The following is a 13,205-nucleotide window of genomic DNA, read 5'->3' on the forward strand; positions in this document are numbered from 1 at the left end:
TCGTATGTAGCCGCCGGCTAGATCATCCTATTGATATTTAACCACAATCGCGTTGCTAATCTGACGCCCAGGGGGCGTGAGATATTTGCCATTGTAGTATAATCCGCTTGATGCGCCGCCATCCAGATTCATGGCTTGATACGCTCCAGCCTGCTTCATTATTTCTGCCAGCTGTGGGATAGTAGCTCCACCAGTGGTCAGCAGAATTAGCTTGTGGTCGCGAGTGAGACCGAGTGCGCTGCGGGCTCCGCCGCCTGTTAAGATTTTGGCATCTTTGAAGCCTTCTGCCGCAACATTAAGAGATACCTTACCATTCACAAGCAGACGTGGTCCGGCTTGGAGCGCCCCTTCCATAGATCCGGAAGCGAAATGGTTCGTAAACTCTAGTCCGGGAATAAGCGAGGCCAGGTGATTGCTGTCATAGGTGAAAATCGTGCGGCGATCTCCAGAGCTATTTTTGAGCATTTTTCCACCACTGACCATGTAACCGTAAGGAGCTTTGTAGGCCCCTTTAGTGTAGGCATCAAAGAACGTACCATTAATAGCCACTACGGCATTATTGCGCTTGGCTAGACTGCTCAGTTCCTCCACTTTTCCCACCGTATTTCCTGCTAGTACAACGTCGAGCTTCACTTTAGGATGCAGTAGGGATACCGTAACCGTTTGGGCTTTGAAGGATCTGCCGCCCACCTTGAAAGTTTTGCTAGCACTGACAACGGGGGAAGAATCTGCTTTGATAAGTGCGCCAGTCAGTACAGGTACCGTTGATGAAATCCCGTTATTAGTAAGGGTTACAGAAGAGGCTTCCTGATTCCACTCTAATTGAAAGCCCAGCGTTTTGCTGATAAAAGACAAAGGGATATATACCGTACCGTTATCACTAAAAGCGGAATCGGTTAGTGTAACTGGTTTGTCGTTGACTAGCGCAGCTGCTTGTCCTACAGTAAGTGTAATCTTAGTGTCTGCGTTCGTAATGGTTATACGTTTGTCACTAGCGTTCATTTCAGCATGTATACCAGTGAAATTATTTAAGAGGCGCAGCGGGATGTACGAGTGATTATTCTTGGTCACATACACGGTGTTTTTCGGAACTGGAGCAGCACCAGCAGTGGAGGAACAAACTGTGTAAACCGGAACCAAACATAGTAGAAATGCGAGAAAGAACGGAAACAATACCTTTTTCATATTAACCAAAATCTCCTTATCCTGTAGCTGATGTAAAAAGCGGTAAGGTTTATTATACCTCAAGTTCTAAAACATGGATAACCTCATTTTTCAAATACTCATGGAAAGATTCTGATAGAATGTAGATACCATTAAAAGAATAGTACTAGAACTCAACAACTAAAGGGAGATCTTTATGACTACAATAGGTTTAATTCGCCATGGAAGTACCGCGTGGAATAAAGAAGGCAGAGCGCAAGGGCATACGGATAATCCATTGGATGCTGAGGGTGTGCAGCAGGCAGTTCTTCTTGCCGAACGGCTCAGCACTGAACAATGGGACTATTTATATTCAAGTGATCTGCTTAGAGCGCGACAAACAGCAGAGGTAATTGCTACAAGGCTTGGCATGAAGATCGCCGGTTTAGTACCAGGTATCCGTGAGATGAACGCAGGTCAGATTGAAGGTACTACGGAACAAGATCGCGTTGAACGATGGGGAAGTGAGTGGAAGAAGTTAGATTTGGGACTGGAAAGTCCAGAGGCCAGTGAGATCAGAGGCAGTCAGGCCATCGAAGATATCGCGGAGAAACATCCGGGCAGTCGTATATTGATCGTTAGCCATGGTGCGATTTTACGGAGTAGTCTTAGAAGACTTTTTCCAGAACTGAATGTCTCTGTTTTGCTGAGTAATACATCTATTACCCGGATTATTAAATCCGATTCGACTTGGAATTGCGAACTATACAATTGTGCACAGCATTTGAAGATATAATTAGTGTTCAGATAATGTTCAGAGCATTTTAATATAGTAATTGCTCAGATAGTTAATCATTTTTATAGTCAGAAGGATGTGCGAATTTAAGGTGGCAGAGGTCCAGATTTACTTACAAACGTTATTATCCATTCTCATCGCAGCAGCGGCCGGTTATTTAGTGCTAAGACTTTACCGGGATATTTCATCTAAAACGCCTCAAAAAAGAGCGATTCATACCGGTCTTTCCGTGATCATTATCGTCGCCTCCCTATGGATCATGCACCAGCTAGGTGTAAAAACTTTACTGGGAAATGAAGTGGCCGATGATGGGGTTATTATACCGCTGGTGGTCTATAGTCTTACGATAGCCCTATGCATGTTTTTGCTTACACGCATGAACCTAGTATTGGCTGAAAGAGAGCAATTGAAAGAACTGGCGTATAAGGATGCTTTAACGGGGTTATTGAATAAGAATGGAATGGATCATTTTTGGGATCGATGCAAAGTAAATGAGCAGCTTGCCGTTTTGTTTCTGGATCTGAACCGTTTCAAATCGATCAATGACAGCTTGGGGCATCATGTGGGGGACTTACTGCTGCAAGAAGTGGGTAAAAACCTAATTCAATTCTCCAGCAAAAGAAAACGTCATATTTTCCGCGTGGGCGGGGATGAATTTGTGATTGTCGCCAAAGGCAGCACTCAGAAGGAAGCGGAGCAGCTTGCTGTGCGGATTCTGGAGAAGACGACTAAGAGTTACCAGCTTGGCGAGCATAACTTGTTCGTATCCATGAGTATAGGGATCAGCATAAGTCATGGTAAGGTGGATCATTTTAGGCTGCTAAATGAAGCAGATACAGCGATGTACGCTGCCAAACAGCTTGGTACGGGGCGTTACTCCGTCTATAAGAATTAGAATGAGTGGGTGTAAAATACAAGCGGCAGCCATGGACCTCTACAATAGGTCCTAGACTGCCGCTATTTTTATTAAACTAACTATTCCCTTTGAAATGAAATTATGCGCCAGGCGAATGAATGCTGTTAGTCACATCCTTGCGGCCTTTCATGAGGAACAAGCAGACAAGAGCAACGGCCATACTAATCGCCGCCACGTAGAACAGGATCGAGTAATCAAAGATATCAATCATAAGTCCGAGTAGTGGAGGCGAACTGATGGCCGCAAGGGAAGAGACGAGATAATACATCCCTGTTCGTGTACCAATACTCTCTTCTGTCCCTGTTGCCACAACATAAGGATAGGAATTGATATTAATACAAGCCCAGAAGACTCCACCTAGCAACAGTAACCCTCGAAGGAGTAATAAGTCCTTTGCAAAACCGACGAGAGCGAAAATGGTCATTAGTCCGCATACGCCGATGATGATCATTTTTTTCTTCCCGAATCTTCCGCCCAGCCAACCGCTCGGAATGGCGAACAGCACAAAGGCCAAAGAGAAGAAAGTGAGCGAGAAAGAGGCCGCCTGTTCGCTTAGGCCGAGATGATGTTTGCCATATAAGGTAAACAGTGTCTCAACGCCTTGATAGGCTACGAACCAGAAGAAAATCGCCGCTAGCAAAAATACTGTGATACGGTCAAGCTGACTTCGAAAGGAAATACGAGAAGGCTTGGTGGCAGTCCCTGCTTCTGAAGGAAGCTTCATTTGCACGTTTATGCCATCCCGATTTTCTTTAATGAAGCGTGATACGATAAACAGACATAATAAGGTAATCAGTCCAGCGACGATAAACGGAAGTGCTGGATTGGATTTATACAGGATCGAACCTACGCCGAAAGCGAGAATAGAACCGAACCCACCCATGAAATTAATCAGCCCGTTGGCCTTCGTACGCTGCTCTTCTGGCGTAATGTCCGGCATGAGGGCGACGGTTGGTGAACGGTATAAGCTCATGGCCAGATTCATTAGCATCATAAACAACAGGAGTGTAAATAGTCCGGTATGAAACGGAATCAGCATGGTTAGCACGGCAGCGAAAGGCATACCGATCATAAGATAAGGCATTCTGCGTCCAAAACGCGAGGTAGTGCGGTCACTACGGTTGCCAATCCAAGGCTGCAGGAATAAGGCAAAGTAATTATCAATCGTCATCAAGAAGCTGATAAGTGCCACACTATGTACGTATTTTTCTAGAAAAAAGGGTACAAATGCGTTGTACAGACTCCACGTAATGCTGATGCTGAAAAAGCCGAATCCGAGCAACCAGACTTTTTTCACACAGTTACACTCCCTTATTATTTAGCTAGAAGCCCAGCGAGCACATCTGGATGATCTGTAATAATACCTGACACTCCAGCTTCGATTAAAGCTTTCATCCGCTCTGGATCATTAACGGTCCAAGGATGATAAGCGATGCCATGCTTAGCTGCTTCTTCGACGAATTCAGGAAGTACCGCTTGATGATAAGCATGTAGTGCGTTTGCGCCAAGCGAAGCTGCATAATCCCAAGGACGATACAGACCTTCCCCGTATAGAATTCCTGTCTTGATCTCAGGTGCGATCGTTTTACTGTGAGCTAGTGAATAATGGTTGAAGCTCGAAAAAATCACGCGATCGCTCATCTTGAACTCCCGTACAGCCGCGATAACCTTTTCCTCCATACCCGGGTAAAAGAAAGTACCATTCTTAAACTCGATGTTCAGTACTGTATCTCGTCCTTGCAGCAGATCTAACAAATCTTCTAGCAAGGGGAGCTTCTCGCCTTTGAATTCGGGACTGAACCAAGAGCCCGCGTCCACTTCCAGAATTTCTGCAAGGGTTTTATCCTTCACATAGCCACTTCCGCTTGTCGTACGGTTTAGGGTTTCATCATGAATAAGAACAAGCCCGCCATCCTTGGTCATTTGTACATCGGTTTCAATCCCGGTTGCACCTAACTCAAGACCTTTGCGGAACGCTGCCATAGTATTTTCCGGACACACTGCCGATGCGCCGCGATGCGCAAAATTAATAATGTTTTTCATCAGCTATTCATCCCTCCAACTTAGTGTTTGCTGTCGCCCTGTAGACGAGGGCTACTTTTCATATTCCACACGAAGATAAGAAACCCTGTCTAGAAATACTGACAGGGCTCTATTTCTTGAAATTTTACGTACAGTTAACCTTACAGCAATTTTCGGTTCAATGGCTCATAGCTCCATAAGGGATTCGTTCCAGTAATCCTGATCCGTATATATCTTGCAGCTTCAGCTCTGGCATATGAATATAACCGATATAACAGTCGCATACCTTCATTCGGCAGGCTCTTACAGCGGATAGACCTTCCAAGCCATCGCGGTAGAGATTGCCTATGACACCTCTGTCCTTATAGCAGCGCTTCACCAGTCCAGCGCCTTGTACATAAAAGACTTCATTCCCAGCATTGCAGGTTTGACCAAGACTCTCGTAATCCATAGCATTCACAGCAAAATGCGGATCAATCTTGCTAAGAATGGAAAGATCCTCGGCAGTATAGTAATCCGGTTTATCTTTATAAGCATTGACCCATAGATATACACTCTCCGGTAATGCTGCGCGAAGCGAGGCTATCGCAGGAAAGGCGCTGCGGATCCCAACGCTCCCTACACTGAAAGGCACATTATTCTCATACAAGGTCATGCATTGCGTTAGAAACTTATCCTCGCTCACCTGTCCGGGGTGGTAGGTAGCCCAAAAGGCAGCCTTGTTTCGATTCAGCTTATGAATGAAGTCAAGATTTGCTGAAAGGTTCGTCTGAATCGCTACCTTCTCCACATGCTCCATATTGGAGAGCGAGATCATCGCTTCTTTGTACCAGCGATGAATCAGCCCTTCGCCATAAGGGTTGAAAAAGATAGACAGCCGATGGCCCGCTGTACCTTGCAGAGAGGCCCACTCGACAAAGGTCTTCAGCCCTTGCCGATCCTTCGCGAGAGTGGCTGCGCTGTCTCTTGTTTTGCCGAAAGGACAGTAGGGGCAGTCATAGTTGCAGGAGGTGAGAGACCCACGGTAGTAGAGGACCGCATTCATGGCAATACGAACCTTTCCATCTGCTCTCGTATCTCCACTGAAATAAACCAATCACCGATGGAATCGGAGTAGCCCATGCCTTCAGTAGTGAGGTGTAATACTCCATCTTCTTCTTTCCCTAAGCCGGAATGAAGAAGGTTAGACAGTTCAGGATAATCACTCCAGAGTGAATTTCCGAAGCGTAGACTATAATCTTCAAGCCTCAGACCTTCACTATGTAAAATCGCCTTTAGAATAAAGCGGCGCTTCTGTTCTTCTAGACTTAGCACAATTCCGTAATCTGCCGTATCGTAACGATCTGCACTGACGTAATCGGCAATAATGCTCTCGGTTGCTTTACGGCTCACCCCATAACGGGAAGCGTAATGCACATTGCGAGTATAGGACCTAGCCCCGCAGCCTAGCCCGACCATACCTTCTTCCTGACAGCTGTAGTCAAGAATGCGTTTATCCGTTCCTGCAGTTTCCTTGGCGAAACGACGCATGGAATATTGGCGATAACCTCTGGCTTTAAGCAGTTGCCCAGCGGCCTTGTAGCAGTCTAGGCGAATATCCTCCTGACGCTGGATATCATCAGGCTTTACGATGGTATGCTCACGGGTGTAGAGCGGATAAATAAAGATTTCTTCAGGATCATAGCTAAGCGTCTGATTTAGCGAATACAGCCAAGAGTCGACGGTCTGCCCTGGAAGACCATAGATCAGATCCAAATTTAGAATGGGAAAATCATATTTTCCCAGCAGCTCCAGTGCGCGATACACCTCATCCGGATTTTGTGGGCGATAGATGGCCGCCGATTCAGCTGCGACAAAGCTTTGAATGCCCATACTGACCCGATCCACCGTATATTCTTTTAGAATATTCAGCTTCTCTTCGGTGATCGTCTCCGGTGAAGTTTCCACTGAGATGGAGGCTGATCTCGTATCCAGTCCCATCGTATCAACGGCAATGTGGAACAAACGGCGCAGTTGATCTGCCGCCAATAATGTAGGTGTTCCACCGCCAATCGCGAAACGGGCATACGGCTTATGTCTGGTGAACGCTGCCCACTGCTTGGCTTGACGTTCTAGCGCGTCTACGTATGTAGTGTGAACATTCGCGCGTTTATCAGGCAAGGTGAACAGGTTGCAGAATCCACAGCGAGCACCGCAAAACGGGATATGCATATATAGAAAAAAAGATTCTGCAGGCTCATCTCGCCATAAGGATTCTAGTGGTATCGGAGGCTGTAGATCCCTGTAAGCTGTTTTGTGTGGATAGGAATACAGATAAGATCGGTAAGGGTTAGCAGTAATATTGTCTTTCCACCCGTGAAGCTCTTCTAAAGAGAAGGACGATAACGTCATAACAGTTCTCCATCCTTTCCTTTTATAAAATGAATTCCCGATAAGGGACATTCCATACGGTCTCGTGAGCCAAGCGATGCCCCTGATAGCCATCTTCGCCAAAGGCGGTTCCATGATCAGAAAACGCCAGACAGAAGGTAGGATTGCCACGTTCCCGGAAGGCATCGAATAATCGGCCCAGTTCACCATCCACATATCGGAGTGCGGCGCGCTGGCTGTCTACAGAGTCCTTTTTAGCACCGGGTATAAAATAATGGTTCGGCCCGTGGATGGCTGAGACATTGAGGAACATGAACAGTCTTTGTTCGCCCGGAGTATCCTTCAGCAGCTTCAAGGCGTGATTCACCTGATGCTCTGTGGAACGCGGATTGGTGACCCCGAACGTCATCCGCCAGTAGCTTTGCTGGAAATAGCTTGGTAACACACGAGCGAGTGGATTTTTTTTGGTGAAAAAAATAACGCCCCCAATACAAATCGTACGGTAGCCCTCGGCAGCAAGCCCGGAAACGATATCAGGTGTATCGAACAGCCAGGTATGGGGATGCGTCCTCATTCCGGTGTTTCGGGAATGGAACATGCGGATATGTTCCGTCTTATCCGTTGTGGCTGGAGTAGGCATGAAACCGCCGAAGAAGGCGTGATGGGCCGCATAGGTGAAGCTGCCTGGGGTATGTCTTTTCTCCCATGATCCGGTTCCGCACAAGTTCGGGCAGTTTGCTTCTTCCATAACAGCAGCATCATAACGAAGAGTATCGAGTGTGATCATTAGAATGTCATGCGTACCGACGATGGTGTTCATATCCATTTAAGATAATCCTTCCTTTATAAGCGGTATAGAGGGAGGTGTGATATAGTCTCTAGCCGACAATACCTTCATTTCCCATTCGTAGGTGTTGCAGCCGCGGTATTTCACATCGTATAGCAAGTCGCCAAATGGATTGACATCCGCGACAAAACATTGCTGTGAACCCCCGGACACCAAGACATCGATTCCGGCTACCCCGGAACGGGGAAAAGCAGCCAGTGCTTGCACGGCGGTATTTCGCACTTGCTCTTGAATGGGTTCAGACAGACCGGCTTCCGAAAGAGAAATCCGCTGGTTGCGTAAATGCAGATTCGTAATTGGTGTAGGGCTGACCCGAGCAACCGCGTGGCAGGCCTCGCGGAGAACGACTAGCTGGCGAATATCGAATGCTTTTCCCTTAAGCCCGGCTTTAGGGATCCATTGCTCAGCATAAGCACCGTGCTGGTAGATCCAGTTTATAATTCCCGAGATCGTGGCGGTATCCGTGTACCTTCGAAGTTTACCGGAATTATAGTAAATGGGTGGTCGAGTGATGTAATCCTCGACCCCCACTGTTGTTAAGGCAATTTCGGCACCCGTCACAGGATGGATTTGATAGGCGATCACTCCAGAAGCGGCAGAACCAAAGGCCAGCTTAATAAATACCCGGTGCATGCGCCGGGATAACATCATCTCCCGGAGAGAGTCATAATCCGTAGGCTGCTGATCTTCGCCTACTGGGCGTGGGATTGGAATCCCAGCCTCGCTCAGAATCTGTTGTGTCTGGCGTTTATCGGTCATGGCCGCAATGTCAGTAGGATCATTTAACCACAGCGAACCTGGACACGCAGTTTTGGCCTCTCGCTGTAGTCTAGCCAGCATCCGGCAGTAGCCACGGAACCATTGAGATGGATGATGCAGGATACCCTGCATCTCCTTCAATTGATGGGCTACCTTCACGCGGAGTGGTCGCGGATCAGGTCTATCAGCGAAGGGATGAAGGGTATCATCTATATCATCTGAATCCGGTGCACCTAGAGCGATTAGGGCCCGCTCTATCTCGAAGCTGCTGCCAGGCGATTCCAGTCTCAGTAACGGGGGAGCTGCACTGAGATCTACTCCGTTATAAACGGAGGACTGACGAGATAACTGCTTCTTATGCTCCTCCATAAGATCACCTAACGATCTTCCTTGCAGAAACTCAGCGTAGGATAAAATGATGGCAGGAGGCATTCCGAGATCGGAACGCGCTTGCTGGATGCCGCTAGTCCGTTTATCACCGGGAATACCGATAACGATCATCGGCCTCATGAGAGGCTCACTCTGTGATGGAAGGATAGCGCCAGTCTTCCTCATCATCGCTTTCCTGCTTGTCGCTAACATCAACAGGCAATCCCCTTTGCTTCCAGCGGCTAATCATCTCGTCAGACATATAATGATGGCTTAGGTTTAATGCTTTTAATTTTTTGATTCTGTCGCTGGCTAGAAGCAATTCCGCCCCCTCATCGCTTAGGGTACCAAGTGATAGATCGAGCGTATCCAGCTGATCCAGAATAGGCGCATTTGCTACTGCACCGGCGATTTCATCTTGTATTTCGCTATTTTTTAATCCCAGATAGGTAAGTTTAGGGAACTTTCCTACTTCTATAAGAGGTAGAATATCTGCGAGGCTTCCGTCAAAGCCGTAGTTATCTACGCCAAGATATAGTTCCAGCTTGCGTAAATTTGGCAATTGGCTGGCTGCAATATTTTCAAGTACGGCTTTACTTAAGCCGCCACTAATAATTATCAGTTCCTCCAGCTTGGCATGCTTTAGCTCTGCGAGGCTCAGCTCATTCCCACCTTGAATCGTGAGTGATTGTAGCTCTGGAAAAGCGGGTAACAGAGGCGAAAGATCGCTTTGGGTAATCCAAGAAATCTCGCATTCCTCATACCCCATCTCACCTATGAAAAGCTTGCGCAAAGCAGGGAAACTAGCACTATGCTTAACGAGTGCCTCTACAACCTCTTCTGAACTATTCTCGTAGGCTTGGCCCCAATCACCGATAATTAGACTTGTTAGCGAAGAACTTTCAGGGCTGCTACTAAGTTTCTCAATTTCAGTGCCAATTCTTTGACCTTCTTCGAATTCGTCGTATCCGATACTAAGCTTTACTTCCGTCATGGGCATTCCCTCCCGGAAAAATTTAACTTCGGAAATACCCTATCATCTGTAGCCGAGGGAGTCAAATCACAGGTTTAAATAATTATAGTCAAATTCGTCATGTCATTGAGCTAATCATTTATGGTAGGTTTATGCTAGGGAGAATTACATTATTTTGAAATATAAGAAAGTATACGTTTCACACTATACTTTATCCTTATATTTCTCGCTAAACGCTTACTGTCCTTATAAGGACGCCGAAGGCGATTATACTTAAAGGAGCTGCTCTGATGAAGATCAAAATTCAGGAATGGATAATAGAAGCGGATATTGCAAAGCTGCAAGCGGCTATGGAAGCAGGCGTAGTCAGCTCAGAAGATTTGGTAGTAGCCTATTTGGAACGGATTCATAAGTACGATATAGACATAAACGCAATCTTAGAAATCAATCCAGAGGCTAAAGACATCGCTAGAGCACTAGATATTGAACGTAAGGAACAAGGAAGTCGGGGAAGTCTACACGGTATTCCTATATTGTTGAAGGATAATATAGATACCGCGGATAAAATGCATACGAGTGCTGGGTCAGTAGCTTTAGCGGGGTCATTTGCGGCAAAAGATTCCTTCGTAGCTGCGAAGCTTCGGTCGGCAGGAGCTGTTTTGCTTGGAAAGGCGAATATGTCGGAGTGGTCTAACTTTATGTCTAGTTCAATGCCAGCTGGGTATAGTTCCCGGGGAGGGCTAGTGCTGAATCCTTACGGACCTGGGAGTGTATTTGTCAGCGGATCTAGTTCTGGACCTGCGGCAGCTATTGCGGCGAATTTGGCAGCAGCATCGATCGGAACGGAAACCGCGGGATCCATTGTTGGGCCAGCCTGTCAGCATGCTCTCGTCGGGATCAAACCAACGGTCGGGTTAGTCAGTCGTACTGGAGTGATTCCTATTTCAGTTAGCCAAGACACTCCTGGACCTATTGCTAAAACGGTTACGGATGCGGCGATTATTTTGGGGGCATTAACGGGAGTGGATGGCAAGGATGAAGCAACATTATCGAGCGAGAAGCATGCTTTTACGGACTATACTCCTTTTTTAGATAAAAGTTTTATACGGCAAGCAAGAATAGGTGTCCCACGGCATTATTATAACCATTTAGATGCAGAGCGACTTTCAATTATGGAAGCAGCTATCCAGACTTTGAAGAATGAAGGGGCTACGATTATAGATCCGGTTACGCTTTACGTTGAACAGCAAAACTGGAATAATGATGTGATCTGTTATGAATTTAAAAAGGGGCTCAATGCGTATTTATCTGGGGTAGATCATTCCGTTCCAATTCACTCTTTGCAAGAACTGATAGCGTATAATGAGATCCATGCTGAAATCGCATTACAATATGGGCAAGACACATTAACTAGGTCAGAGGAAGTAAATTTAACTGAAGAAGAATATCAGCAAAAGAAACAAGAATACAGAAAGCTAGCGCTCGAGCAAGGAATAGATTATGTGTTGGAACAATATAGTTTGGATGCATTATTACTGCCAGGTGATGTAGATGGTATGTATATTGCGGCACGCTTGGGGTATCCGTTAATTACCGTTCCGGCAGGGTATGTAGATCAGGGCATTATTGATGCTGACGGTGATCCTACTCGGGGTCCCTTTGGGGTAGTTTTTTCCGGAAAAGCCTATAGTGAGCCTACGCTCCTATCTATAGCCTACGGGTTTGAACAAGCTACGCAGCATCGTGTTCCACCGCAACTGGAATAGGTATTGACTACTTTATTATAGAAGGAAGAGATCAGCTTGAAATATTGTCTAGAATGTGGAACAGCGTTAGTAATGAAAGAAAGCGATGGGGAAGGGCAGGTACCTTATTGTAATGCATGCGAAATGTTCAGATTTCCTATTTTTAGCACGGCGATCAGTACAGCAGTATTAAATCGGGATTTGACTAAGATTCTATTGATCCAGCAGTATAACCGACCAGATTATATATTGCTTGCAGGGTACGTGAATAAAGGTGAAGATGCGGAAACAACACTTATTCGTGAGGTAAAAGAAGAGGTAGGAATGGATATTGTAGCTTATGAATATATGCGCAGCTTGTATTTCGCACCTTCTAATACGCTGATGCTGAATTTTATAGGTGTTGCAGATTCGGAGGACTTAAGTCAGATGAGTGCGGAAGTCGATCATGCTGAATGGTTTACTTTGCAAGAGGCCGCCAGTGCTATTAAAAAGAATAGTCTAGCCGAAACCTTCCTGTTGGCGATTATTGAGAAACTGAATGCAGGGCAGGTACAGGTGAATCCAGTAGCGGTAGGAGGATCGGTGTAAGATGCGAATATTTAGTTTTTCAGCTGAGATTTATGAGAATGGCGATGCCGATGGTGCAAGAGATTCATGAGCGGAGGTAAAACAATGTTTAATCAAGAGAAAAGAACAATTACGACCGAAAGATTGATTCTGAGGCCTTTTGAATTATCTGATGCAAAGCGTGTCTCTGACCTCTGCAATAATTATAATATCTACAAAAGTACGTTAACTCTGCCTTATCCATACACTATCGAATGTGCAATATCATGGATTGAAACACATGAAGATCATTTTAACAATAATAAATCCTACGAGTTTGCGATTACTGATAAAAGTACAAACGAGCTCTATGGAGCTATAGGACTGACGAATAAGCAAGCACACAGAAATGGTGAAGTTGGATATTGGATCGGTGAGGAATATTGGGGTAAAGGATACGCGACTGAAGCAACAAAAGCGATCATTGCGTTTGCTTTTTCAGAAAAGCATTATCATAAAGTATTTGCAATACACTTTGCTTCAAATCCCGGATCTGGGCGGGTGATGCAAAAATCTGGAATGGTGAAGGAAGGTATTTTATTACAGCATATCTATAAAGAGAATAAATATGATGACCTAATTCATTATGGAATTATTAACTCTGAAGGTTAAGCTACATGAGATGGATTTTTAAGGTTTTTACAAGTTAGTAAACA

General features: G+C 45.7%; 13 protein-coding genes. 5 read left to right on the forward strand and 8 right to left on the reverse strand.

Annotated features, from left to right (window positions below):
* Positions 1 to 27: 27 nt before the first annotated feature.
* Positions 28 to 1,185 carry a phosphodiester glycosidase family protein gene (locus L1028_RS03485; RefSeq protein ID WP_234531330.1) on the reverse strand — a complete coding sequence of 386 codons (1,158 nt, stop codon included), beginning with the start codon at positions 1,183 to 1,185 and terminating at the stop codon, positions 28 to 30.
* Between the two features lie 175 nt (positions 1,186 to 1,360).
* On the opposite strand from L1028_RS03485, the gene L1028_RS03490 reads away from it, so the two are divergent.
* Positions 1,361 to 1,939, forward strand: coding sequence for a histidine phosphatase family protein (locus L1028_RS03490; RefSeq protein WP_234531333.1), 579 nt, complete (start codon positions 1,361 to 1,363; stop codon positions 1,937 to 1,939).
* 91 nt (positions 1,940 to 2,030) lie between these two features.
* Complete coding sequence (locus tag L1028_RS03495) at positions 2,031 to 2,834, forward strand: GGDEF domain-containing protein (RefSeq protein WP_234531335.1); 804 nt, start codon at positions 2,031 to 2,033, stop codon at positions 2,832 to 2,834.
* Between the two features lie 100 nt (positions 2,835 to 2,934).
* Here L1028_RS03495 and L1028_RS03500 read toward each other — a convergent pair whose 3' ends face one another.
* The 7 genes from L1028_RS03500 to L1028_RS03530 form a co-directional block, all read right to left on the reverse strand.
* Complete coding sequence (locus L1028_RS03500; RefSeq protein ID WP_234531337.1) at positions 2,935 to 4,152, reverse strand: SLC45 family MFS transporter; 1,218 nt, start codon at positions 4,150 to 4,152, stop codon at positions 2,935 to 2,937.
* Positions 4,153 to 4,169: 17 nt separating this feature from the next.
* Entirely contained in the window at positions 4,170 to 4,898 is a 729-nt protein-coding gene (locus L1028_RS03505; RefSeq protein WP_234531338.1) for a glycerophosphodiester phosphodiesterase, read from the reverse strand.
* Between the two features lie 157 nt (positions 4,899 to 5,055).
* The gene (locus tag L1028_RS03510) at positions 5,056 to 5,922 is read right to left on the reverse strand and encodes an STM4011 family radical SAM protein (RefSeq protein ID WP_234531339.1); all 867 of its coding nucleotides are present in this window, start codon (positions 5,920 to 5,922) and stop codon (positions 5,056 to 5,058) included.
* The gene (locus tag L1028_RS03515; protein ID WP_234531341.1) at positions 5,919 to 7,268 is read right to left on the reverse strand and encodes an STM4012 family radical SAM protein; all 1,350 of its coding nucleotides are present in this window, start codon (positions 7,266 to 7,268) and stop codon (positions 5,919 to 5,921) included. Before L1028_RS03515 ends, L1028_RS03510 begins: the two co-directional genes overlap by 4 nt.
* 22 nt (positions 7,269 to 7,290) lie before the next feature.
* Positions 7,291 to 8,073 carry an STM4013/SEN3800 family hydrolase gene (locus L1028_RS03520; protein ID WP_234531343.1) on the reverse strand — a complete coding sequence of 261 codons (783 nt, stop codon included), beginning with the start codon at positions 8,071 to 8,073 and terminating at the stop codon, positions 7,291 to 7,293.
* Entirely contained in the window at positions 8,074 to 9,435 is a 1,362-nt protein-coding gene (locus L1028_RS03525; protein ID WP_234531729.1) for an STM4014 family protein, read from the reverse strand. It abuts the gene before it with no gap.
* Positions 9,371 to 10,216 carry an STM4015 family protein gene (locus L1028_RS03530; protein ID WP_234531345.1) on the reverse strand — a complete coding sequence of 282 codons (846 nt, stop codon included), beginning with the start codon at positions 10,214 to 10,216 and terminating at the stop codon, positions 9,371 to 9,373. The genes L1028_RS03525 and L1028_RS03530 overlap by 65 nt, the downstream gene beginning before the upstream one ends.
* 269 nt (positions 10,217 to 10,485) lie before the next feature.
* Here L1028_RS03530 and L1028_RS03535 point away from each other — a divergent pair, with 269 nt between their 5' ends.
* From L1028_RS03535 to L1028_RS03545, 3 genes are all read left to right on the forward strand, one after another.
* A complete protein-coding gene (locus L1028_RS03535; RefSeq protein ID WP_234531347.1) occupies positions 10,486 to 11,961 on the forward strand; it encodes an amidase family protein in 1,476 nt (491 codons plus the stop codon).
* A gap of 36 nt (positions 11,962 to 11,997) precedes the next feature.
* Entirely contained in the window at positions 11,998 to 12,531 is a 534-nt protein-coding gene (locus L1028_RS03540) for an NAD(+) diphosphatase (protein WP_234531349.1), read from the forward strand.
* A gap of 84 nt (positions 12,532 to 12,615) precedes the next feature.
* On the forward strand, positions 12,616 to 13,161 hold the full coding sequence (locus tag L1028_RS03545) for a GNAT family N-acetyltransferase (RefSeq protein ID WP_234531352.1): 546 nt from the start codon (positions 12,616 to 12,618) through the stop codon (positions 13,159 to 13,161).
* The last annotated feature ends 44 nt before the right edge of the window (positions 13,162 to 13,205 follow it).

This window comes from Paenibacillus pseudetheri (genome assembly GCF_924513355.1).
Lineage (GTDB): Bacteria > Bacillota > Bacilli > Paenibacillales > Paenibacillaceae > Paenibacillus_AQ > Paenibacillus_AQ pseudetheri.